The sequence below is a fragment of the Ellagibacter sp. genome (genome assembly GCF_048412355.1).
Lineage (GTDB): Bacteria > Actinomycetota > Coriobacteriia > Coriobacteriales > Eggerthellaceae > Ellagibacter.
Genome location: NZ_DBFSAP010000036.1, coordinates 83512 through 107063 on the forward strand (window position 1 = coordinate 83512; position 23552 = coordinate 107063).

Consider the following 23552-nt stretch of genomic DNA (forward strand, 5'->3'; position numbering starts at 1 on the left):
CTCTCGTTATCCAACGGTGATGCACCCCTCGAGCTGGGAAAATTTCTTATCACCAATTCCCGAGACGCGCTTTAGGTCCTCGATAGTTTTGAATGGGCCGTTCGCCTCGCGGTCAGCGACGATCTTTGCGGCGGTGGATGCTCCGATGCCAGGCAACGTGTCAAGTGTTGCCGCATCGGCAGTATTGATGTTAACCTTCCCCGTCGCCGTGCCAGGTGAAGCTGCGGTTGCAGGCGTAGTATCCGAGCCGCCATCGGTTTGCGTGGTGGGAGCGATGATCTGCTCGCCGTCGGTCAAGACGCGCGCAAGGTTCACCGCGTCATGCCTCGCGTCTTCAGTAAATCCCCCAGCCGCTTGGATAGCGTCGTACACCCGCGAACCCTCGGAAAGCTCGAACAACCCTGGGGCGGCAACCGCTCCTTCAACGTGTACGAATATCGTCTTCTCGACAATAGGCGTATCTAAGGACGTGTCTTCGATAGGCTCCGAAGTGCTCGTCTGCGCTTTTGAGATTGAAAACTCGGTTCCAGGCAGCAGGGCATGGGCAATCTGCAAGCCTGCGATGCAGAGTATCGCCACCGCGACCGAAACAATCCCGATGACGACTGCGAGTTTCGGCTTGCGCTTGTTCGATACGGAAAACGGTATTTTGTCGCGACGCTTCATCACTCCCCTTTCGATTAAGTAAGGGAGTATAACGACGAAGCCTGGCGATTAGCTGACCCAATGCTTCCCGAATCGCGTCGCCTTATCCGCGCATTTGAGGCAGGAATGCAACGGTAAAGACGCAAATACTCTGTCGTTTCTCGTTCAGAATACACAAAACCCTGTCAGATTCCTTGCAGAAACCTGGCAGGGTTCACAGTTAGTCTCCGTCGTTCTCCGCCATAAGGTCGTGCAAAGATTTCTTGCGCGGCTTATAGGCGGGACAGGCGTAATCGTGCGGCTCGGCAGCGAAGGCGAGCTCTTCCACCCACTGATCGATGGGAAAAGCGGCCTCAGCCTCGCGCACGGCCGTCAGGTTCGCGTGCGTCTCGGGGTTGCGCGGCATGAAGAGCGTGCAGCAATCCGGCGCGTCCTGTGACGAGATGGGGAACGTCCCCAACTGCTGCGATTGCGCGATGATTTCGAGCTTGTCGGAGCCGATGAGCGGGCGGAACACCGGAAGCGAGACAGCGTCGTTCGTCGCCCGGATGTTGTCGAGCGTCTGCGAAGCGACCTGCCCGAGACTCTCCCCCGTGACGATGGCCTTCGCGTGCTCGTAGTAAGCGATACGCTCAGCGACGCGAAACATAAGGCGGCGGTACAGGATAACGCGCAGCTCAGGGGGTGCCGAAAGGGCAATCTCGCGCTGGTAGTCGCCGAAGGGGACAACGTAGACGCGCGCGATACAGCCCGTCTTCTCGAGCACATGCGCGATGTCGTCGACCAAGAATTCGGAGGCATCGGACGTCTGCGGCCTGCCCGAGAAATGCACGCCGATGCAGACAGCACCACGGCGCGCAATGCGCCAGAGCGCCACCGGCGAGTCGATACCCGAGGAAAGCAGGCTTACCACCGTGCCCGAGCTTCCAACGGGAAGGCCCCCGATACCGGGGATGCTGCGCGCGTAGACATACGCCGCGTTTTGCACAACTTCGATCCCCATCGTAAGGTCGGGGTCCTTCATCTGGACTTTTACCTGGGGATACGCCTCACTCAAACGCCCGCCGACAATCTGGTTGATCTCCATCGAGTTCACGGGGAAATCGGTGTGGTTGCGGCGCGCGTGTACCTTGAAGCTCGCAAACGCCCCCGACTCGCCCATCGCGAGGATGCCCGCCTCGGTCATCTGGTCGAGGTCGCGCTCGCACTTGAACCCGCATGAGACACGCGCGGTGCCGGGAATCGAGCGGATAGCATCGGCACATTCGACCATGGTGTCGTGCGAGGTTCCTTCCTTCAAGAACACGCAAAGACGCCCCGAGATGCGGTGAATCGTCACAACAGGGTACGCGCAAAGATGCGCCTCCAGATTCTTCAGAAGGCGCATCTCGAATTTTGATCGATTGTGGCCCTTAAGGCCGATCTCGTGGTAGTGAACCAGACAGATTCGTTGATACTCAGCCATTAATGGTTCTTGATGTCGATGCTGTCAGGATCATAGGAAACGTCGCCAGCTGCGATTTCATTGAAGGCGATCGTGAGCGGCTTCTTGTCCGCAGCGCGAGCAATCTCGACGGCGGTTTGCAGCTGGATTGCGCGATCGCGCTGGCCGCGCATCATGTCGTTGATGTCGTGCGCGCGCTTGGACGCGAGGGCGCACAAAAGGAAGCGGTCCTGATCGGTTTCTTCCAGCAAATCGTTGATTCTCGGTTCGATGATACTCATCTTTGATGTTACCTCGTTATTCTTCAGCTTTTTCGTTCACGTAATCGACTAACTGCCTGGTAGCGGTCTCAAGGTTGTCGTTCACGATCCGAATGTCATACTCCATCTTGCGCGCAAGCTCTGCTTGTGCTGCTTCCATGCGGGAGGCTATCACCTCGTCGGTCTCCGTGCCTCGACCGCGTAAGCGTTCTTCAAGCACGGTAAGCGACGGCGGCTCGATGAAGACCAGGTGCGCTTCGGGAAGCTTGGCCTTCACTTGGAAAGCTCCTTGCACGTCGATTTCGAGAACGACCTGCTCACCTTGGGCGATATGCCCCAGTACGGCGCTCTTCGGCGTGCCGTAGCGATGGTCCGCGTACGTGGCCCATTCCAAAAGCCCGTCTTCCTTTACAAGAGCATCAAATTCCTCATCGCTCTTGAAGAAGTACTGGACAGCCTCCTGCTCGCCTTCGCGCGGAGAGCGCGTCGTTGCGGAAACCGAAACCCAGCAATCGGGAACTTCGCGCAACAAACGGGCCACCAGGGTGCCCTTGCCGGCACCTGATGGCCCTGAAATCACAAAGAGATTACCGCGGCGCATGGGCACGATTAGCCGAGACGCTCCAGCAGTGCGGCACGCTGACGGTCGCCAAGACCACGAAGGCGGCGGCTCTCAGCGATCTGGAGTTCCTTCATGATCTTCTCGGCCTTGGCCTTGCCGTAACCGGGGAGGGTCTCGATGAGGGTGGAAACCTTCATGCGGCCGATGATCGGGTCTTCCTTCATGTCGAGAACCTTCTCGAGCGTGAGCTTGCCGCTCTTGAGATCGTCGCGAACCTCAGCGCGCTTGATGCGGGCGGCCTTGGCCTTCTCGAGAGCTGCCTGACGCTCTTCGGGGCTGAGTTGAGGAATTGCCATCGTGAATCTCTCCTTTTGTTTCTCGGCACGACGCCTACCGTCGATTGCCGTTATCAACAATAATTGTAAATGCCCAGTTGACCATTCAAGGAAAACAATAGTGGACGGGCATTATTGTTCCGCGACCCTCCGCAAACTTAATCTTCAATCGGCTTGCCCACGGCGCGGTCAACGTTTGATTATCGTCGTGGATTTCCGCCGAATGGTCAAGTGTTTTTCAAAGAAATCACTGCTCATCAACGGAAAAATAAGCAGCAAGGCCAAATCTGGACGCATCACAGTGCATCTGAGCACAAAGCATTCACAAATGGCGAACCCCCGATGCTAACCTGCGCCAGGATGCGAGCTGTCCCATCAGACACCGAGGGGTGCACGGAATTCCGCGCACCCCTCGGATTGCGAGGGCAAGGCGACTTCGCTTGCCCCACGGCTTGTTAGCGTTAGGCCAGCTCTGCGGCGATTGCCTCGAATGCGGCGACCGGGTCTTCGGCCTGCGTGATGGGCCGCCCGACAACGATATGGGACGCGCCGTTCTCGAACGCCTGCGCGGGCGTGGCCACGCGGCTCTGGTCCCCCTTCGCGCTTCCTGCGGGACGAACGCCCGGGGTCACGATGAGCGCCTCGGGCCCAAGCAGCTCGCGCATGCCCTTGGCCTCTTGCGGCGAGCATACGATACCCGAAAGCCCCGCCTCGCGAGCTTGCACGGCGAGCGCGCTCACCTGCTCGGGAAGCGCCCTCGAAACGCCCGTGGCTGCAAGCGATTCCGTATCCATGCTGGTGAGAACCGTGATCGCGAGCGTCGCCGGCACCGGAACCTTGCGTTCAAACGCAGCGGCCTCGGCACCGCGATGCCCGGCAGCCATCATAGCGGCGCCTCCCACGGCGTGCATGGTGAGCATGTCGGCTCCCGAAAGCACAGCAGATGCCGCAGCGCCTTCCGCCTGATGCGGGATGTCGTGGAACTTCAGGTCGAGAAAGACATTGAAGCCGAGCTGCTTGAAGGTCTGCACAATCTTAGGTCCCTCGGCATAGTAGAGCGTCATGCCGACTTTGAGCCACTTTGCGTGGCCGCGCAGCTGCACCGCAAGGCAAAGCGCAGTCGCCGCATCGCAGTCGAGCGCGACGATGACGCGGTCGCGAGCGGGCTCGGTATGGAAATCCTCTAGCATTCAAGTGCTCCTATCAGGTCGTTCACATCGTTTACGCCTTGCTTCTCGCAGTAGTCGATGATGCCATCGATCACGTCGACGGTTGCTTGAGGGTTCATGAAGTTCGCCGTGCCGACGGCGACCGCGGTAGCGCCCGCAAGCATGAACTCAACCGCGTCGGTGCCGGTCGTGACGCCGCCCATGCCGAGGATGGGAACGGAAACCGCCTTCGAACACTGCCACACCATGCGCAACGCAACAGGCTTTACGGCGGGGCCCGAGAACCCGCCAACGACGCGCGCAAGCACTGGGCGGCGGCGCTTCGCGTCGATCGCCATGCCGAGCAGCGTGTTGATGAGCGAGATTGCATCGGCGCCCGAAGCCTCGGCCGCGCGGGCGATCTCGGTGATGTCGGTCACGTTGGGGGTGAGCTTCACGATAAGCGGGCGCGACGTCGCCTCGCGGCAAAGCGAGACCACCTTCTCGACGCTCGGGACGTGGGTGCCAAGCGTCATGCCGCCGGCGTCGACGTTCGGGCACGAGATGTTCACCTCGTAGGCATCGACGGGCGCATCTTCAAGCGCTTCGATGACCTGCACGTATTCGTCGAAGCTGTGGCCGGAGACATTCACGATGGTCGTGGCTCCCTGCTCGCGCAGCCAGGGAAGCTCCTCGCTCTTCAAGTGGGCGACGCCAGGGTTCTGCAAGCCAATCGAGTTCAGCATGCCCGAAGGGACCTCGGCAATGCGCGGACTCGCGTTGCCCTCCCAGCCATTGAGAGAGACGCCCTTCGTCGTGACGGCGCCCAGAGCGGACACGTCGACAAAGTCGGAGTACTCCATTCCTGCGGCGAAAGTACCCGACGCCGTGGTGACCGGGTTCTTCATCGCGAGGCCGCCGAGGTTGACCGACAGGTTCACGTTCGTCTCACGTGGGGTTCTCGCTACCATTACCACGCCACCTCCTGCGCATCGAATACGGGGCCGTCTACGCAGGAACGCTTCTTGCCGTTGACGGTTTCCACGACGCACGAAAGGCAGGCTCCGACGCCGCACGCCATGCGCTTCTCCATCGAGACCTGGCAAGGGATGTTCGCATCCGCCGCCTGGCCGGAAACGATCTTCATGAGCGGCTCAGGTCCGCAAACAGCCAGGTAATCGAAGGGTTTTCCACTCGCGTTCGCCTCGCTTACCGCATCATCGACAAGCGAGGTGCAAAAGCCCGCACGGCCAAAAGTGCCGTCATCGGTGGCGCACAGAGGCGCGTTCTCAGCGCAGCAGCCGGAAGTGGAAAGCACGCGCGCGTAACGCTCACGGCATACAAGCGCCGCCTCGGTCTGGGCGCCGAGCACCACGGTGACGTCAACGCCTGCAGCAACCAGCTGCTCGAAGAGCAGGTACAAGGGAGCCGCCCCGACTCCGCCGCCCACCAGAAGCGCGCGTTCGCACTTCTCGGGTGCGACCCAGCCGCGACCGACGGGCCCGATAAGCTTGGGCGCGACCTCGTCACCGGGCGCAAGCTTCGTCATGCGCTCGGAGCCGAAGCCCACCACCTGGTAGAGGATCTCAATCGTTCCCTCGCTCGCGTTCGCTGCATAGACCGAGAACGGACGGCGCAGGATATGGCCCTCCATTCCCGGAATCTGCATATGGACGAACTGACCGGGCTTGATGCTCGAAGCGATTTCGGACGCGCTCAGCGTCATCAGGTAAAGCCTGGGGCCCACCTGGTGGTTATCGAGCACGGGCGCTATGATGTCTACCATGTTTTAGCCTTCCCACTGCGGCAGGTCTTGCAGCGCGATGACGTCGAGCCCCGTCTCGCGAACCGCCTCCATACCCGCGATAAGCGCCTGCGCGCCCGCGAGCGTGGTGCAGTAGCTCACGCCGTGGCGCACGCATGCCGCGCGCATCTCGTAGCCGTCGGTGTTGGTGGAGCTGCCGAACGGCGTGTTGATCATGAGCACGATCTCACCCGATGCGATGCGGTCGAGAATCGTGTGCGAGCCAGCGTGGATCTTGCCAACCTCCTCGCATTCGATGCCCGAGGCGCGAAGAGCGCGAGCGGTGCCCGTCGTTGCGACGAGCGAGAACCCGAGGCGCGCGATGGAGCGGGCGATCGCCGTGATGTTGCGCTTGTCGCCATCGTTCACCGAGATGAACACTTCCCCACCCCGCGGCGGCTCGTAGTCGATCGCGAGCTGGGTCTTAGTGAATGCTGCGGGGAAGTTGCCCGCGATGCCCATGACCTCGCCGGTCGATTTCATCTCGGGGCCGAGCACGACGTCGGAGCCGGGGAAGCGGCCGAACGGCATGACGGCTTCCTTCACGCAGAAGTAGTCGAAATTGCGGTCGTCGGCAGGAAGATGCAGATCGGCGAGCTTCTCCCCCGCCATGATGCGGGCGGCGATCTTCGCTAAGGGGACACCTGTGGACTTAGAGACGAACGGCACGGTGCGGCTCGCGCGCGGGTTTGCCTCAATTACATAGATGACCTGGTCTTTAATGGCGAACTGGATATTGAGCAGACCCACGACGCCCAGACGCAGCGCAAGGCGGCGAGCGATGTCGCGCAGCTGCCCCTGAAGGCTGAGCGACAGGGAGAACGGCGGCGTGCAGCAGGCGGAGTCGCCCGAGTGGATGCCCGCCATCTCGATGTGCTCCAAGATGCCGCCCACGAACACGTCCTTGCCGTCGCAGAGCGCGTCGACGTCGACCTCGATGGCCGATTCGAGGAAGCGGTCGAGGTAGACCGGATGGTCGGGCGAGATCTTCGCGGCCTCGGCCATGTACTTGTCGAGCTGGTCGTTGTCGTAGACGATGGCCATGCCGCGGCCGCCGAGCACGTAGCTCGGACGGACGAGCAGCGGGAAGCTGATATGCTCGGCGACCTGGTGCGCCTCTTCGAGAGTCGACGCCTCGCCCGCTGCGGGGTAGATGATTTTGAGCTCGTCGAGCACCTGCGAGAAGCGGTCGCGGTCTTCGGCGAGGTCGATCGCCTCGGGGCTCGTGCCCATGATGGGGACGCCCGCTTCCTGCAGGGCGCGCGCGAGCTTGAGCGGCGTCTGGCCGCCGAGCGTCACGACAACGCCGTCAGGGTCTTCCACATCGACGATGTCCATCACATCTTCGAAGGTCAGCGGCTCGAAATAGAGCTTGTCTGAGGTATCGTAGTCGGTCGAGACCGTCTCAGGGTTGCAGTTGACCATGATGGTCTCGAAGCCGGCGTCGGCAAGCGCGTAGCTCGCATGCACGCAGCAGTAGTCGAACTCGATGCCCTGCCCGATGCGGTTCGGGCCTGCGCCGAGGATCATCGCGCGCTTCTTGGTCTTGGGAGCGACCTCGCTCTCGCAGGCGTCGTAGGTCTTGTAATGGTAGGCCGTCTTGCTCGGCGTTTCAGCCGCGCAGGTGTCGACCGTCTTGAACGCGGGGACGACGCCGAGCGCCTTGCGGTGGGCGCGCACGGAAAGCTCATCTGAGCCGGTCAGATGAGCAATCTGCACGTCGGAGAGGCCGAAGCGCTTAGCGCAGCGCATGTCCTCCTCGTCGAGTTCCTCAAGCGCGTGTCCCGAAAGCGCCTGCTCGACGGCGACCATGTCGGCCATGCGGGCCAAGAACCATGGGTCGATGCCTGTCTTTTCGTGAAGCTCTTCCACGCTCATGCCGCGGCGCATCGCCTCGCCGATGAAGAAGATGCGGTTCGCGGTCGGGCGGCACACCATGTCGTCGAATTCCGCGCCCTGCATGGTGCTCTCCGCACCCTTGCCGTCGGCGCCGAGGCCAGCGCGGCCGTTTTCAAGGGAGCGAAGCGCTTTCCCGAGCGATTCCTCGAAGGTGCGGCCGATGGACATGATCTCGCCGACCGCCTTCATGCGGGTCGTGAGCGTGTCATCGGTGCCCTGGAACTTCTCGAACGCGAAGCGCGGCACCTTGACAACGCAGTAGTCGATGGAAGGCTCGAAGCATGCGGGCGTCGCCTTCGTGATGTCGTTCACGATCTCGTCGAGCGTGTAGCCCACCGCAAGCTTCGCCGCGGCCTTAGCGATCGGGAAACCCGTCGCCTTGGAAGCGAGCGCGGAGGAGCGCGACACGCGAGGGTTCATCTCGATGACGATCATGCGGCCCGTCTTCGGGTTGACGGCGAACTGCACGTTCGAGCCGCCGGTTTCGACGCCGATCTTCTCGAGGATGGCAAGCGAGGCAGTGCGCATGCGCTGGTATTCAACGTCGGAGAGAGTTTGCGCAGGGGCGACGGTGATCGAGTCGCCGGTGTGAACGCCCATCGCGTCGAAGTTCTCGATGGAGCACACGATGATGCCGTTGCCGACGCGGTCGCGCATGACCTCCATCTCGTACTCTTTCCAGCCCTCGATGGATTCCTCGACGAGTACCTCGCCTGCGGGCGAGAGCTCAAGTCCCTGGCTCACGATGAGATGAAGCTCGTCCATGTCGTGCGCGATGCCGCCGCCGGCACCGCCGAGCGTGAACGACGGGCGGCACACCACGGGAAAGCCCAGCTTCGCGACGATCGATTCGGCGTCTTCCATGGAGTAGGCATAGCCGCTGCGCGCGACCTCGATGCCGAGCTCCTCCATGCACTCGTTGAAGAGCTTGCGGTCCTCGCCGCGCTCGATGGCGGAAAGGTCGCAGCCGACCATTTCGACACCGTACTTGTCAAGGACGCCGGATTTCGCGAGGGCAACGGCGGTGTTCAGGCCGGTCTGGCCGCCGAGCGTCGGGAGAAGCGCGTCGGGGCGTTCCTCCTCGATGACCTTCTCGACGAACTCGGGCGTGATCGGCTCGACGTAGGTGCGATCGGCCAGACCCGGGTCGGTCATGATGGTCGCCGGGTTGGAGTTGACAAGGATGACGCGGTAGCCGTCGGCCTTGAGGACCTTGCAGGCCTGGGCACCTGAGTAGTCGAACTCGCATGCCTGGCCGATGACGATCGGACCCGATCCGATGACCAGGATGGACTTGATGTCGGTACGCTTAGGCATTGACTTCTCCCCCAAACTTCCATCCGGCCAAACGGTCGGCGGCGATGTCGATATCGAGATAATCCTCGCGTCCATCCATGAGGCGCGAGAAGGCGGTGAACAGGTAGTGCGCGTCGGTCGGTCCGGGCGACGCCTCGGGGTGGTACTGCACCGAGAAGGCCGGAATGTCGAGGAATGCGATGCCCTCGGCCGTGCCGTCGTTCAAGTTCACATGCGTGAGCTGGATGCGGCCGAACTTCTCGTTGCGCACGACGGGTGCCACGCATTTTTCGACCCAGAAGCGCAAATCATCGTGATGTTCGGTCTCGCCCGCCGACTCCTCGGGGATAAGCTCGCCGAGCGTCGAGAACAGAAGGCCGAACCCGTGGTTTTGCGCGGTGATTTCGACGCGATGGGTGCGCAGGTTCATGACGGGATGGTTGCCGCCGCGATGGCCGAACTTGAGCTTCTCGATCTGAGCGCCCGCGGCCTTCGACATCATCTGGTGCCCAAGGCAAATGCCGAAGACGGGAACCTTGCCGAGCAGCTTCTCGACCTGGGAATACGTACCCGAAACCGCATCAGGATCGCCAGGGCCGTTGGAGAGGAACACGCCGTCGGGGTTCATCGCGAGGACGTCCTCGGCGGGAGTGTCCCACGGAACGGCGGTAAGCTCGCAGCCCACGCGCACGAGGTTCTGGAAGATGGAAAGCTTCGCGCCGCAATCGTAGGCGACGACCTTGTACTTCGCAGGCGCGGGCGCGGAGAGCGCGAACGCCTGGGTTTTCGGCAGATCGTCGAGGCCGAAGGTCGCCTTCTCGGAGCGAGAGACCGTCTCGGCGAGGTTCACGCCGACGATGGACTCGCTTGCGCGCACCTTCGCAAGGAGGCTCTCGGCGTCGGTGTCGAGAGTGGAGAGCACCGCGCGCTGGGCACCGTTGTCGCGCACGTGGCGAACGAGCGCGCGCGTGTCGACGCCCTCGATGGCGACGACATTGTTCTCACGCAGGAAGTCGGGCAGCGAAAGTTCGCTGCGCCAGTTCGAGGGTACCTGGCACATGTCGCGCACGACGAGCCCGCGCAACGCCGGCTTCTCGGACTGGCAGTCCTCGCGGTTCACGCCGTAGTTGCCGATCTGGGGATAGGTCATCGTGATGATCTGGCCCGCGTAGCTCGGGTCGGTGATCACCTCGAGGTAGCCCTCCAGAGAGGTGTTGAAGCAGATTTCGCCGAACACTTCGCCCTGCGCCGCGCAAGAGGTGCCGCTGAACACAGCGCCGTCTTCGAGCACGAGCAGCGCCGGTGCACCGAGCGGCTTCGAGGTGTTCTCGAGCAGCTTTTTCGTAATCTCGCTCACATCGTTCCTTTCCGTTCAAGCCCGCCATCGCGGGCGTCATCCGCTATCGTATCGAAATCGCCGTAAAGGCGCCTTATTTTTTAACCGTGGAGCAAACCACGCCGTCTTCCATCGTCGCGTAACCGCCGACGAACACGTCGGTCGCGCGCCCGCGAAGGTCCCACCCGACAAACGGCGTGTTCTGAGCCTTCGAGCAGAAGTCGTCTTTGGCAACCGTCCACTCCGCGTCGGGGTCGATGACCGTCAGATCGGCGATGGAGCCCGGCTCGATGGCCACGCGCTCGTCGCGCAGGATTGCCCGAGGGTTCACGGCCATGAGCTCGACGAGGCGGCTCAAGCTAATCACGCCCTCGCCTACCAGGTGGGTAAGCATAAGGCCGAGCGAGGTCTCGATGCCGGTCATGCCGAAGGGGGCAAGCTCGAACTCGCGGTCCTTCTCGTAGGTCGCATGCGGCGCGTGGTCGGTGACGATGGCGTCGACCGTGCCGTCGTCAAGCCCGGCGCGGAGCGCGGCGACGTCGGCCTTCGTGCGAAGCGGCGGGTTCACCTTGTAGTTCGTATCGTAATCCTCGCCGATCATCGAGTCGTCGAGAAGCAGATGGTGCGGCGTGACCTCGCAGGTGACGGGCAGCCCCTCGGCCTTGGCAGCGCGGATGAGCTCGAGCCCGCGCGCGGTCGTAACGTGCTGTGCGTGGAAATGGCAGCCCGTCAGGCGGCAAAGCGCGATGTCGCGCATGATTTCGAGCTCCTCGCCTTCCGCAGGCCAACCTAAAAGGCCAAGGCGCGTGGAGCATTCCCCTTCGTTCACCTGACCCGCGCCCACGAGGCCCTCGTCTTGGCAGTGGCACATGACGACGCGGTCGAACTGCTTGGCGTAGTCCATCGTGCGGCGCATCATGCCCGAGTCCTGCACGCCGCGCCCATCATCGGTGAACGCGACGGCGCCGTGGGCGACCATGTCCCCCATCTCGGAGAGCACCTCGCCTTTGAGCCCCTGCGTGAGTGCGCCCGACACAAGCACGCGGCAGAAGCCGACTTCGGAAGCCTTGCGCTGCACGTATTCCACGATGGTCGCGTTGTCGCAGACGGGGTTCGTGTTCGGCATCGCACACACCGCGGTGAAGCCGCCGTGCGCAGCCGCCTTCGTTTCCGACTCGATGTCGCCTTTGTACTCGAATCCGGGGTCGCGCAAATGGACGTGCATGTCGACCAGACCGGGGACGATGATCTTTCCCGTAAGGTCGCGTTCGACGCCCTTAGGCATTTCAAGGTCGTGGCCAATCTCGACGATGCGGCCATCGCGAATCAGGATGTCGGCGACCTCGTCGAGCCCAACCTGGGGGTCGAGAAGCCGCGCGTTCTTAAGCATCAACGCCATTGTCGGTTCCTCCTAACAGCAGATAGAGAACGGCCATGCGGACGAGCACGCCGGAATAGACCTGGTCCAAGATGACGGAGCGCTGCGGATTGTCGCACATGTAGTCATCGAGCTCGACGCCGCGGTTCACAGGACCTGGATGGCAAACGATAGCTTCGGGCCGCATGAGCTTCTCGCGCTCCTCGGTCAGGCCGAAGAGCAGGTTATACTCGCGAAGGCTCGGGTACGGCGCGCCCTCGAGGCGCTCGCGCTGGATGCGCAGCATGTAGACCACGTCGAGCTCGGGCAGCGCCGCGTCGAGGTCGCTCGTGATTTCGTCGGCCCCTAAGATTTCGGGAGCTGCCGGCATGAGCGTCGGCGGTGCGATGACGGTGACGTGGGCGCCCATGATCTTGAGCGCGGGGATGAGCGAGCCGCAGACGCGCGAATGGCCGATGTCGCCGACGATGCCGACGCGAAGGCCCTCGATGTGCCCGAAGCGCTCGCGAATGGTGTACAGGTCGAGCAGCGCCTGGGTTGGATGCTGATGCTTGCCGTCACCTGCGCAGATGACGGACACGCCGGAGACGTCGGCAACCTTGCGCGGAGCACCTGCGTGCTTGTCGCGCACAACGATAGCGTCGATTTTGTACGAGCAGAGCGTCTGCACGGTGTCGCGCAAGCTCTCGCCCTTCACCGTGGAGGTGGAGGACCCGCCGAAGTTGAGCGTATCGCACGACAGGCGCTTCTCGGCGAGCTCGAACGACGAGCGTGTGCGGGTGGAAGGCTCGTTGAACATGTTCACGACCGTGAAACCCTTGAGCGTTGGCACCTTCTTGATGCGCCGCTCGTTCACCGCGCGGAAGCTTGCGGCGGTGTCGAGGATCCGCGTGATGTCTTCCGCGGAGTATTCCGAGATGTTGATGAGGTGCTTGTGGTTGAAGGCCATGGCTGCTATGCCTCCTTTTCCTGGGGCTGGTCAAAGCCAAGCGGGGCGGATCCCGCACGGTCCCCCGGCGCCATTTCGAGGACCTCGACGGCGGAGACGCCATCGACCTCTTTCAGAAAGAGGCGAACGTTCTCGTGCGACGAGGAGGGGACGTTCTTGCCGACGAAATCGGCGCGGATGGGAAGCTCGCGGTGCCCGCGGTCGACGAGGACCGCAAGTTGCACGCAGGAAGGGCGGCCGAAATCGCTTAGCGCGTCGAGCGCCGCGCGGATGGTGCGGCCGGTGAACAGGACATCGTCGACGAGCACGACGGTCAACCCGTCGATGTCGAAGCGAATGTCGGTCGAGTGGACCTCGGGGGAAAGATGCGTCGCGAAATCGTCACGATAAAAGCTGATGTCGAGCGCGCCGAGCGGAACGTCGGTGCCTTCGATCTGCTTGATCTTGCTCGCAAGACGATGAGCGAGCAAATCGCCTCGGGTGAGGATTCCCACCAAGGCGATGTTCGAGGCGCCGTGGTTGGCCTCGAGAATCTGGTGCGCGATGCGCGTGAGCGATCGCTCAATTTCGTCTGCGTCCATACAGACGGATTTCACTGTTCTAGAATCTGTCATTCGCACCCTCTTCCAATCAGGGATGCAGGCAGACCGCTCGGTTCTGCGATAGTGCGATTTCACCTGGGTGAACCGCTCGCGCTCCTTGTCGGTCTCTCTGTACCGCTTTTAAAGGACTGCACGCAAGTATAGGCCAGCTTCGCGCCGCGCGAAACCCCGAAATGCTACATTGGCGGAAAACGCACGATTAGATAGATTGCTGACACGGCGACGGTCGCGAGCATCGTGGGAAAGCCGACTTTGAAGAAGTGCGCGAACGTGATGACATGGCCGTTCTTGCGCGAGATGTCGGACATGACGACGTTCGCCGACGCGCCGATCAAGGTGCCGTTGCCGCCGAGGCATGCGCCGAGCGACACCGCCCACCACAGGGGCGCGACGTCCATGCCGGTCGCCTCCATGGACAGAAGGATCGGGATCATCGTGGCGACGAACGGGATGTTGTCGAGGAAGCTCGAGACGACGGCCGAGGCGAAGAGCAGCACGAGCATGGCGATAAAGGTCGAACCGCCCGTGACGTCGATCAGAGCCTGCGCAAGCATGCCGATGACGCCGACCTCGGAGAGCGCGCCCACGATGATGAACAGACCGGCGAAGAAGACGAGCGTGGTCCACTCGACGTGCGCGAGCGCCTCCTCGATGCGCTCGCCCGAGATCAGCATGAGGACGCCCGCCGCCGTGAGCGCGACGACGCAGGACTCGACGCCGAGCGAGCCGTGGGCCATGAAGCCCACGACGACGAGGACGATCATGACGACGCTCTGGCGCAGGAGGATCGGGTTCTTGATCTGCTCCCGCTCGTCGAGGCCCGCGAGCGCGTCCTTGTGCGCATCGTCGACGTGGAGCTTTCGGCCGAAGAGCAGGTAGAACAGCGCGAGCATCACGGCGAGCGAGAGCAGCGCCGCCGGGGTATCGTAGAGGACGAAGTCGACGAAGGAGTAGCCCGCGGCCGAGCCGATCATGATGTTGGGCGGGTCGCCGATGAGGGTCGCCGTGCCGCCGATGTTGGAGGCCATGATCTCGGCGAGGAAGAATGGCACCGCGTCGATGTCGAGCAGGCGGCACACCGTGATGGTCATCGGGCCGATGAGCAGGACCGTCGTCACGTTGTCGAGCAGCGCCGAGAGCACCGCGGTCAGGCAGACGAAGAGCACCATGACGTGCCAGGGGTTGCCCTTCGCGAGCCGCGCGCACTTGATGGCGAGGTACTCGAAGATGCCCGATAGCTTAACCACGGCGACGAAGAGCATCATGCCCAGAAGGACGCCGAGCGTGTTGAAGTCGACGTGGCTCATGGCCTGGTCGAAGGTGACGACGTGGACGATGAGCAGGATCATCGCGCCGACGATGGCGACGAGCGCGCGGTGCACCTTCTCCGACATGATGGCGACCATCGCGACGACGAACACCACCACGGCCACAATCTGCATCAAGTCCATACCACTACCCCACTCATACCGTGAATTGCAAAAACGTTCAGAATTATAGGAGTTTATTGTTTCGAACGTGCTAACAGTTCCCAGCGGTATTCCGTAAGCGGGGGCACCACTTCCGAGAGGGGCGTTTTAAAGTCGCCTGCGCCGATGCAACTGCACCTTACTCTCCAAAGAAGGCGCGGGCTGTGCGCGCTGCGGGGAGATCCTTGCCATTATCGGCGGCGAAGCGCATGCAGCCTGCTGCCGCATCGCGGTTGCCCGCCGCAGCGTGAAGCTCGCCCTCCTTGGCGGCATACACGACGCGCAAGCGCGTGCACTGGTCGTGGTTGTCCCAGATGGAGCGGTACAGCCCGATGAGCTTCGACTCGTCGTGATCAAGTTCTGCCTGGGCGACCTCACGCGACCAGGAAAGATAGGCACAGCGCTGCCGCGTGATAACGTCATCCCCCAAGTTTGGCAGCGAGAGCGCCTCATCGATGAGCGCGATCACCCGGTTGTTGTCAAAGAGGCTCTTCACCAGGGGAACCAGATCGGCGTACAGCGCGATTTTCGCCTCATCGGTGGGCGCGTCCTTCACGCTGTCTTGAATCATGAGGCCGAACTTCGCGGCGTCGCTCTTGCGATCGACGTTGATGAGCGCGCACGCGTAGAAGGACAAAAACCACGCGGGAAGCTCCCCCAAGGGCGGCTCGGCGGATTCCGCGATTTTCGACGAACCTTCGAGGAAGGCCATAGCATCGCAGTCGTCGTTGTAGAGGGAGACGAGCTTTTCGAGCTTAGCCTGCGCTGCGCGAGCAAACACGCGCGTGAAGATGAACAGGCCGGCGAGCAAGAGCACGACAGATACGCCCGCGCCCGCTGCAGTGAAGCCCATCGCACGCCCCTCGATGTTCGACCAGATGAAGACCACGGCGAGGGGAATGACGACGGCAATAGCGCAAGCCGCTATCTCATAGCGTTTGAAATACGTAAGCACGAACCTCACCCTTCCCCGTTGACTGTTGAAAGGTAAGTGTAGCGTATGCACGCGGGTTTACGCGCGATTCTCACGAGTTCGATACGCGAACCAATACGCCGTGCCGACCGCCACGCCGCCGACGACGTTACCGAGCGTCGCGATGACGATGTTCGCGACGAGCCCCTCGAGCGCGATCGCCCCTGGGTTGCCGACGCCGAGCATGTTCATGAGAAGCCCGCTCGGAAGGAAGAACATGTTCGCCACGCAGTGCTCGAACCCGCAGGCCACAAACGCAGTGATAGGAAGAAAAATACCGAGCACCTTATCGACCACCGAGCGGGCGGAAAAGCCGATCCACACGGCCAGGCACACGAGCACGTTGCAGAGGATGCCCTTCGCGAAGATGGCGGCGGGTGCAAGCGAGGCCTTCGAGTAAGCAACGTTTACCATGGTCGTCCCGACCGCTCCCCCGTTCATCGCGCCCATCTGCGAGGCGTATACGAGGAACACGACGACGAGCGAGCCGGCAAGGTTTCCCAGCCACACGATCGCCCAGTTGCGCGCGAGCTGGCCTGCGCCGATCTTTTTCGAGAACAGCGAGCACACCATAAGCGAATTGCCGGTGAAAAGCTCCGCGCCGCAGCAGAGCACGAGCACGAGGCCTAAGCAGAAGCAAGCGCCGCCGCCAGCGCGTTGCACGGCGAAAGGAAGCGATGAATCGCTTGTGAACAGGCAAAAGAACATTGCGCCGAAGCCGATGAAGGCGCCTGCGAGCATCGCGGCGACAAACATGCGGCCAGCGGGCATCGAGCACTTCGAGATGCCGAGAGTCTCCGCCTTCGCCTCGGTTTGAGCCGGGCTTAACGCGTCGACGGAAATTGATTGATCTGCCATAATTCCCCCCCCATTTCCTGGAAAAGACAACAAGCACGCAAGCACCTTGCGGCGCCGATCGCGTCGTTTCATGGAAATATTGGCGGAGATGCGTGCGAATCGAACACACCCAAGACGTTCTGCGCGCCTCACAACGGCTTTGAAGGCCGCGGGGCCCACCAGGACCCATCCATCTCCAAGAAGAAAGCTTCCTAAAGCGCGACAATCATACCGCATGCCCGCGCGCAACCCCCGACCCGTTGAGCAAAGGGCGAAAAATCCCGCCAATGACACCACGGCGGGCGCAATTTCGGGGGCACCTTAGCTACACAAGATATGCTTCCGTAATGCCGAACGGCACGAACATCGGCAAGGTCCCTACGAAAGGCTCCGCAAGAAGCCGAAGCGGACAACACGAACATCAGCAGGCGAACGCAAAACGGGCAAAGCATTAGCGGCGTGCGGATGTCGTGGCTTATGCGCGAGAGGAACGCGGTTTTCGCACTGCTCGCGGCCTGCGCTTCCTGCTGCGCTTTGCGCGCACGAAGCAGCGACCACACAAGAATCGCCATGATGCCGACAAGCACCACGTCCACGCCGGCGACGAATGCCCCTTGATAAAGTCGGACGAACCGCACAAGGGTCGTTTCGGTTTCGCCGTAGGACTGCGCCGTGTAGGTGCCGGCGGTGATGTTGTCCTGGGAATTCGCGATGCTCTTGTTCACGATGACGGGGCCAGGGAGTCGCTTTGGGCATATCCTTCCTGCTCGGCGATCCAATAATCCTTGGCAAACGGGAGGGCTACATCAATTTCCCCGCGCCCGAGCGCCGCTTCCGAATCGCTGTTCGAGGAATAAGCGCGCTCGTTCACCGTGATGCCGAACCGCTCGCGCATATCGCTCACGACGGCCGAAAGCGCACCTTCCATCTGATTGTCCTTGCCGCGAAGCGAATAGGGCCGCAGATTGTCCAGATAGCCGACGGTCACGGTGTTGTCGCAGGACACAAGCCAGTCGCGCTCCCTGTCCGTAAGCGAGGAACTGCCGACGTTGATCACGGAATAGCGCGTCTTGATTTCATCGTTGTAGCGCGGATTCGGCGTTAGGATCTGCGTTATCGCGGCATCGAGCTCGGCCATGATGCCGGGACGGCTCTTCGACACCGTGAAATAATAGTCGCTCTCGCCCACATAGAACATCGGCATCGCATCGTCGGAAGAGAGCGTGTCGTTCATGATGATGTCGTCGACCGCGCGCCTTTGAGGGTAAGAAGCTGCGGCGAAGGGCGTCCCTTTAGCGCCCCTCGCCGCGCACACTGCCCTTACGCCTCGATACCGAGCGAGAGCGCCTGCTTGTTCTTATCGAGCATCGCAGCTTTACGCGCGGGAACGCACTTCTCGATCGCCGCCGTGAGCACTTCGGGATCGCAGAACGGATCCGCCGCAAAGAGGGCGCCCACAAGCACGATGTTACCCAATCCCTTAAGCCCCGCCTTCTCGGCGATATCGGCGGCGGGAACAGCCTTCACCGTCACGTCACTGCGCTCGGGAATGCTCTGCACGAGCGTGGAGTCGGCGATGATAAGACCACCGGGAACGACCGCATCGATAAACTTATCGAGCGAGGGTTGGTTCATCGCAATAAGGACATCGGGCGCCGTGATGAGCGGGCTGCCGATGGGGTCTGCCGCCAAGCTGACGCTGCAGTTCGCGGTGCCACCACGCATCTCAGGGCCGTAAGAAGGCAGCCACGAAACCTCGCGATCGCCGATAAGCCCGGTATAGGCGATAACCTTGCCGGCGAAGAGCACGCCCTGCCCGCCGAAGCCAGCGAGCACGATCTTGCGATCGGGATACGTCGTCTCAGCCATTAGTTGCCCCCTTCCGACATCTCGGGATGAGCAATGGGGCATACCGCCGAGCGAGCCGACGCCGCCTCGGCCGCGTTCGCATAACCATCAGCGACGACGTCGCGATAGACGCCGAGCGGATAGTACGGCAGCATGTTCTCGCGCATCCACTCGAAGGCTTCTTGCGGCGTCAATCCCCAGTTCGTGGGGCAGGTGGAAACGACCTCGATGAACGAATAGCCAACGCCGTCGATCTGGTACTGGAACGCCTTCTTGATGGCGTTTTTCGCCTTGCGGATGTTTTTCTTGCAATCGACGGTAACGCGTTCGATGTACGCTGGGCCGTCGAGCGTGCTCAAAAGCTCGCACACGCGCACGGGATAGCCCGCCTTCGAAACGTCGCGCCCATAGGGGCTCGTCTGCGTGACCTGGTTCGGAAGGCTCGTAGGAGCCATCTGACCGCCCGTCATGCCGTAGATCGCGTTGTTAATGAAGATGACGGTGATGTGCTCGCCGCGCGTCGCCGCATGGACGGTCTCAGCCATGCCGATCGAGGCGAGGTCGCCGTCGCCTTGGTACGCAAACACCACGTGATCGGGCAAAACGCGCTTCACACCGGTGGCCACCGCGGGAGCGCGGCCGTGGGCAGCTTCAATCATGTCGCAACCGAAGAAATCGTAGGACATGACCGAGCAGCCGACGGGCGCGACGCCTACGGACTGACCCTCGATATCGAGCTCGTCCATGGCCTCGCACACGAGGCGATGGACGATGCCGTGCGTGCACCCCGGGCAATAGTTGGTCACCACCGGCAACAGGGAATGCGGGCGGGAAAACACGAGTTTCTCGTCTTGCGCCATTAGAGAACCCCTCCCCTCTTCGCAGAATCCTTAATAGCGGAAAGCACCTCTTCGGGCGTTGGGATGACGCCGCCAGTGCGGCCATAGAAGTCAACAGCCGCACGCCCGTTCACCGTGAGGCGCACGTCGTCGACCATCTGTCCCATGTTCATCTCAACCGACAGGAACGCCTTCGCATGAGAGAGCGTCTCCTCAATCGCCTTCGTCGGGAACGGCCACAGCGTGATCGGACGAAGAAGACCGACTTTGATGCCCTCCTCGCGCGCAGCGACGACCGCACTTCTCGCCACACGGCTCGAAGCGCCGAACGCGACGACGACGATTTCCGCATCGTCGAGCATGAAAGCTTCCGAGCGCTGCTCGTTCTCGCGGATGACCTCGTAGCGCTTAAAGCGCTCGATGTTGAGCTTCTCGAGGGCGTCGGCGGTCAAGTAGAGCGAGTTCACGATATTGTGGGCGCGCTTGCCCTTATGCCCCGTCGTCGCCCAGGGCTTCTCGGGAAGGCTCTCTTTGGGCTCCGGCAAAACGACGGGCTCCATCATTTGCCCCAGCATGCCGTCGGCAAGCACCATGACGGGCGTGCGGTACTCGTCGGCCAAATCGAAGGCGCGGTAGACGCAGTCTGCCATCTCCTGCACTGTCGAGGGCGCAAGCACGGGCATGAAGAAGTCGCCATGCCCCGTCGCGCGTGTGGCCTGCCAATAGTCGGACTGGGAAGGCTGGATGCCGCCGAGGCCCGGGCCCCCTCGCTGAACGTTGATGATGACGCCCGGCAAATCCGAGCCGGCCATGTACGAGATGCCCTCGCCTTTAAGCGAGATTCCGGGGCTCGACGAGGACGTCATCGCACGAGCACCGGCGGATGCGGCGCCGTACACCATGTTGATTGCCGCGATTTCGCTTTCAGCCTGCAGATACGTCCCGCCGATCTTCGGCATGCGCTTGGACATGTAGGCCGCAAGCTCGGTCTGCGGCGTGATGGGATAACCGAAGAAGAAACGGCACCCGGCGCGCAGCGCGCTTTCCGCAAGCGCCTCGTTTCCCTTCATAAGAACCTTTTCAGCCATAACTCACCTCCAAACCGAGATGGCGACATCGGGGCACATGACCGCGCATGAGCAGCACCCAACACATTTTGACTGGTCGATGCAGTGCGCAGGATGATAGCCTTTGGCCGTTATCCTCTCCTGATCGAGTTCGATGATGTGGGTCGGGCATGCATCCACGCAAAGGCCGCAGCCCTTGCAGAAGCCCTCGTCCACGCTGATTCTTGCCATTTGACGTTAACCCCCGCCCTCTTGACTATCAGTTACTCCACGGCGTTTGCCGATAGGGATCTATTTGATAGAGCGCCACGTCGGCGCCCTCTTGGGAAAGCCGCTCCCTCGCCGCGTCCGCACAAGATGCGGGAACGCAGACAGTCGCAAGCGGCAGACCCGCCGCACACGCCGCCTCGCGGGCAAACGGCAGCGACTGGGAAATCGCATCCTCGTCGGTGTCGCCCATGAGATGGGAGTTCGCGACGATTGTCGTCGCGCGAAGGCGCGATGCGCGCTCGATTTCGTAGAGCACCTCGCACGCTTCGTGCGGATCGCGAGTAAGCGCTCGGTAGCGGTTCACGACATACCACATCTCGTAAGGTGCCGAAGCGATCGTGCGCGAGAAACGCCCAAGCGCCGCCGCACCCGCATCGTCGCCGCCGACATCGATGATGCACAGCTCGCCTGCATCGGAGCTCGCGCGTTCGATCGCAGGAGCGACCGCACCCGTGAGCGCCGGCATGTCGATGTTGCAGTCGGGGCCAGCATAGACCGGTGTTATCACCGAGATGCCCGCCGCCCGAAGCGATTGCGCCTGGTCACTCGACCTGAAGTAAGGATTCACCACATCGAGGTCGACGAGCGTGACGTGTTTTCCCGCACGGGAGGCATCCTTTACGAGCGAAAGCGAAAGCGCCGTCTTCCCCACACCGTAGTGGCCGCATACGATAAGCACGCCGGATAGCTGCGAAACGTCGAAGTCGCGAACCTGCGCCATGCTAGATAAGGCCCTCGGGAAGCTTCGGCGACTTCAAGTCAGCGCCGTCCTTCTGCCTGATGGCGACGCGGCGGATCTTGCCGTTCACCGTCTTCGGAAGCGCGTCGACGTACTCGACGATGCGCGGGTACTTGTAGGGCGCCGTACGGTGCTTCACCCATGCCTGCAGCTCGCGCGTCAGATCGTCGGAGCCCTTAAAGCCGTCGGCGAGCACGACTGTCGCCTTAACGGCGAAGCCGCGAACAGGGTCGGGCACGCCGGTGACAGCGCACTCGCGCACCGCCTCGTGCTCGAGCAGCTCGCTTTCGATCTCAAAGGGCCCGATACGGTAGCCGGATGACTTGATGACGTCGTCGTTTCGACCGACGTACCAGAAGTAGCCATCCTCATCGACCCATGCGGTGTCGCCCGTGTGGTACCAGCCGTCGTAAATCGCGTTCGCCGTCTTTTCGGGGTCGCGGTAGTATTCCATCATGATGCCCGCAGGACGCGGTTCCATACGGATGCAAATCTCGCCCGTCTCGCCGGTGTTGCAGCGCGAGCCGTCATCACGCTGGATCTCGACGTTGTAGAGCGGCACGGGCTTGCCCATCGAGCCGGAACGGGGCGTCGAATGCTTGAGGTTGGCGATGGTAAGCGGCGTCTCCGTCTGACCGAAGCCCTCGTAGATCGTAAGCCCCGTGTGCTCTTTCCAGAAGTTGAACAGGTCGGGGTTGAGCGCCTCGCCCGCAGTCGTCGAGTACTGAAGCGACGAGAGATCATAGGCGTCGAAGTTCTCAGACATCATGAGACGGTACATTGTCGGCGGGCAACACAAAGTCGTGACTTGGTACTTCGAGATAAGCGAGAGAATCTCGCCCGCATTGAAGCGATCGAAATCGTACGTGAGGACGCATGCTTCCATAAGCCACTGCCCGTAGTACTTGCCCCACACGGCCTTGCCCCAGCCCGTGTCAGCGATGGTGAAGTGAACGCCGTCGGGCTGCACGTTGTGCCAGTGCTTGGCGGTGATCAGGTGCGCGACGGCATAACCGGAGTTGTGAAGCACCATCTTTGGGTTACCGGACGTGCCGGAGGAGAAATACATGAGCATGGGATCTGCGGCTACGGTGTCACGCCGCTCGAAGACCTCGCTCGCCGCGCGGACGCCGCTGTTGAAGTCGACCCAACCCTCGCGCTCGATGGGCACTGCGCAGATGCCCTCCTCGCCGGAAAGCGCCGCACCGACCGTGCCCGCAACGGCGATGAGGTTTCCATCCTCGTCGCGTCGGGTCAGACCACCGCCCGCGCCGTTCACGAGAATGCGCGAGGTGACCGTGGGGCATTCATCGATAACGTTGTCCGCGATCTGGGAGATTTCCCCAACCGAGGTGCAGATGATGGAGGAGATGGAGGCACCGTTCAGACGATACTCCAAGTCGTGCTCCTTCAGCATGAAGGTAGCGGGGACCATGACCGCGCCGATTTTGGCCAACGCCGTCGCGACGAACCAGAACTGGTAGTGGCGGCGCAGGACGACAAGGACGTAATCACCGCGCCTGATACCCTGATCGACCAGGAAGTTTGCCGTCTTGTCGGACCAGCGCTTCATATCGGCGAACGTGAAAATGTGCTCCTCGCCCTCGGGGTTGCACCAAATCATCGCACGGCGGTCGGGGTCGTTCATCGCGATGTCATCGACGACGTCGTAGCCGAAGTTGAAATTGTCGGGATAGTGAACGCTGAACGTTTCGAGCTGTCCATCGGGAGCGTAGGTCTCGTCAACGTAGCGCAGATTGATATTCCTCATGGGATAAAAGAACCTCTTTCAGTGCAAGCAGGGCTAAACGCCCTTGAAGTCTCATAGGATCCGAAGGGGGGCGCAACCCGG

24 protein-coding genes and 1 tRNA gene are annotated in these 23552 nt (G+C 61.8%); all 25 read right to left on the bottom strand.

The genetic code is table 11. From position 1 onward, the window contains the following. Nucleotides 1-6: 6 nt before the first annotated feature. The 25 genes from ACMRQN_RS04845 to ACMRQN_RS04965 all read right to left on the bottom strand — a co-directional run bounded on the left by ACMRQN_RS04845 (nucleotide 7) and on the right by ACMRQN_RS04965 (nucleotide 23471). Nucleotides 7-666: a helix-hairpin-helix domain-containing protein gene (locus ACMRQN_RS04845; protein WP_418734038.1), complete on the bottom strand. Its 660-nt coding sequence runs from the start codon at nucleotides 664-666 to the stop codon at nucleotides 7-9. 199 nt (nucleotides 667-865) lie between these two features. Further along, nucleotides 866-2110, bottom strand: coding sequence for a tRNA uracil 4-sulfurtransferase ThiI (thiI, locus tag ACMRQN_RS04850; RefSeq protein ID WP_418734039.1), 1245 nt, complete (start codon nucleotides 2108-2110; stop codon nucleotides 866-868). Next, nucleotides 2110-2370 (bottom strand): DNA-directed RNA polymerase subunit omega, encoded by a 261-nt coding sequence (locus ACMRQN_RS04855; RefSeq protein WP_276996613.1) that lies wholly within the window; start codon nucleotides 2368-2370, stop codon nucleotides 2110-2112. Before ACMRQN_RS04855 ends, thiI begins: the two co-directional genes overlap by 1 nt. 16 nt (nucleotides 2371-2386) lie before the next feature. Further along, a complete protein-coding gene (gene gmk, locus ACMRQN_RS04860) occupies nucleotides 2387-2950 on the bottom strand; it encodes a guanylate kinase (RefSeq protein ID WP_418734093.1) in 564 nt (187 codons plus the stop codon). Nucleotides 2951-2958: 8 nt separating this feature from the next. Then, a complete protein-coding gene (gene mihF, locus ACMRQN_RS04865; RefSeq protein WP_418734040.1) occupies nucleotides 2959-3267 on the bottom strand; it encodes an integration host factor, actinobacterial type in 309 nt (102 codons plus the stop codon). Nucleotides 3268-3707: 440 nt separating this feature from the next. Continuing rightward, on the bottom strand, nucleotides 3708-4436 hold the full coding sequence (pyrF, locus tag ACMRQN_RS04870) for an orotidine-5'-phosphate decarboxylase (protein WP_418734041.1): 729 nt from the start codon (nucleotides 4434-4436) through the stop codon (nucleotides 3708-3710). Then, nucleotides 4430-5365 carry a dihydroorotate dehydrogenase gene (locus tag ACMRQN_RS04875; RefSeq protein WP_418734042.1) on the bottom strand — a complete coding sequence of 312 codons (936 nt, stop codon included), beginning with the start codon at nucleotides 5363-5365 and terminating at the stop codon, nucleotides 4430-4432. The genes pyrF and ACMRQN_RS04875 overlap by 7 nt, the downstream gene beginning before the upstream one ends. Next, a complete protein-coding gene (locus ACMRQN_RS04880) occupies nucleotides 5365-6180 on the bottom strand; it encodes a dihydroorotate dehydrogenase electron transfer subunit (protein WP_418734043.1) in 816 nt (271 codons plus the stop codon). Before ACMRQN_RS04880 ends, ACMRQN_RS04875 begins: the two co-directional genes overlap by 1 nt. Nucleotides 6181-6183: 3 nt before the next feature. Further along, on the bottom strand, nucleotides 6184-9414 hold the full coding sequence (carB, locus tag ACMRQN_RS04885; protein WP_418734044.1) for a carbamoyl-phosphate synthase large subunit: 3231 nt from the start codon (nucleotides 9412-9414) through the stop codon (nucleotides 6184-6186). After that, nucleotides 9407-10750, bottom strand: coding sequence for a glutamine-hydrolyzing carbamoyl-phosphate synthase small subunit (gene carA / locus ACMRQN_RS04890; RefSeq protein WP_418734045.1), 1344 nt, complete (start codon nucleotides 10748-10750; stop codon nucleotides 9407-9409). Before carA ends, carB begins: the two co-directional genes overlap by 8 nt. A 73-nt stretch (nucleotides 10751-10823) precedes the next feature. Next, nucleotides 10824-12128, bottom strand: a complete 1305-nt coding sequence (locus ACMRQN_RS04895; protein WP_418734046.1) for a dihydroorotase — start codon at nucleotides 12126-12128, stop codon at nucleotides 10824-10826. Continuing rightward, the gene (locus tag ACMRQN_RS04900) at nucleotides 12112-13056 is read right to left on the bottom strand and encodes an aspartate carbamoyltransferase catalytic subunit (RefSeq protein WP_418734047.1); all 945 of its coding nucleotides are present in this window, start codon (nucleotides 13054-13056) and stop codon (nucleotides 12112-12114) included. The genes ACMRQN_RS04895 and ACMRQN_RS04900 overlap by 17 nt, the downstream gene beginning before the upstream one ends. Nucleotides 13057-13061: 5 nt before the next feature. Continuing rightward, nucleotides 13062-13670 (bottom strand): bifunctional pyr operon transcriptional regulator/uracil phosphoribosyltransferase PyrR, encoded by a 609-nt coding sequence (pyrR, locus tag ACMRQN_RS04905; protein ID WP_418734048.1) that lies wholly within the window; start codon nucleotides 13668-13670, stop codon nucleotides 13062-13064. A 164-nt stretch (nucleotides 13671-13834) separates the two neighbouring features. Continuing rightward, the gene (locus ACMRQN_RS04910; protein ID WP_418734049.1) at nucleotides 13835-15109 is read right to left on the bottom strand and encodes an ArsB/NhaD family transporter; all 1275 of its coding nucleotides are present in this window, start codon (nucleotides 15107-15109) and stop codon (nucleotides 13835-13837) included. A gap of 157 nt (nucleotides 15110-15266) precedes the next feature. Beyond that, complete coding sequence (locus ACMRQN_RS04915; RefSeq protein WP_418734050.1) at nucleotides 15267-16082, bottom strand: hypothetical protein; 816 nt, start codon at nucleotides 16080-16082, stop codon at nucleotides 15267-15269. 57 nt (nucleotides 16083-16139) lie between these two features. After that, complete coding sequence (locus ACMRQN_RS04920; RefSeq protein ID WP_418734051.1) at nucleotides 16140-16958, bottom strand: formate/nitrite transporter family protein; 819 nt, start codon at nucleotides 16956-16958, stop codon at nucleotides 16140-16142. A gap of 80 nt (nucleotides 16959-17038) precedes the next feature. Further along, a tRNA-Sec gene (locus ACMRQN_RS04925) sits at nucleotides 17039-17135 on the bottom strand. 14 nt (nucleotides 17136-17149) lie between these two features. Further along, complete coding sequence (locus ACMRQN_RS04930) at nucleotides 17150-17662, bottom strand: hypothetical protein (protein WP_418734052.1); 513 nt, start codon at nucleotides 17660-17662, stop codon at nucleotides 17150-17152. Then, nucleotides 17659-18171 (bottom strand): hypothetical protein, encoded by a 513-nt coding sequence (locus ACMRQN_RS04935; RefSeq protein WP_418734053.1) that lies wholly within the window; start codon nucleotides 18169-18171, stop codon nucleotides 17659-17661. The genes ACMRQN_RS04930 and ACMRQN_RS04935 overlap by 4 nt, the downstream gene beginning before the upstream one ends. A gap of 86 nt (nucleotides 18172-18257) precedes the next feature. After that, nucleotides 18258-18806: a 2-oxoacid:acceptor oxidoreductase family protein gene (locus tag ACMRQN_RS04940; protein WP_418734054.1), complete on the bottom strand. Its 549-nt coding sequence runs from the start codon at nucleotides 18804-18806 to the stop codon at nucleotides 18258-18260. Then, nucleotides 18806-19645: a thiamine pyrophosphate-dependent enzyme gene (locus ACMRQN_RS04945; protein WP_418734055.1), complete on the bottom strand. Its 840-nt coding sequence runs from the start codon at nucleotides 19643-19645 to the stop codon at nucleotides 18806-18808. The genes ACMRQN_RS04940 and ACMRQN_RS04945 overlap by 1 nt, the downstream gene beginning before the upstream one ends. Further along, nucleotides 19645-20712 (bottom strand): 3-methyl-2-oxobutanoate dehydrogenase subunit VorB, encoded by a 1068-nt coding sequence (locus tag ACMRQN_RS04950; protein ID WP_418734056.1) that lies wholly within the window; start codon nucleotides 20710-20712, stop codon nucleotides 19645-19647. The genes ACMRQN_RS04945 and ACMRQN_RS04950 overlap by 1 nt, the downstream gene beginning before the upstream one ends. Nucleotides 20713-20715: 3 nt before the next feature. Then, nucleotides 20716-20922, bottom strand: coding sequence for a 4Fe-4S binding protein (locus ACMRQN_RS04955; protein WP_276996584.1), 207 nt, complete (start codon nucleotides 20920-20922; stop codon nucleotides 20716-20718). Nucleotides 20923-20950: 28 nt separating this feature from the next. Then, the gene (locus ACMRQN_RS04960) at nucleotides 20951-21682 is read right to left on the bottom strand and encodes a ParA family protein (RefSeq protein ID WP_418734057.1); all 732 of its coding nucleotides are present in this window, start codon (nucleotides 21680-21682) and stop codon (nucleotides 20951-20953) included. A gap of 1 nt (nucleotide 21683) precedes the next feature. Further along, nucleotides 21684-23471: an AMP-binding protein gene (locus ACMRQN_RS04965; protein WP_418734058.1), complete on the bottom strand. Its 1788-nt coding sequence runs from the start codon at nucleotides 23469-23471 to the stop codon at nucleotides 21684-21686. Nucleotides 23472-23552: the final 81 nt, after the last annotated feature.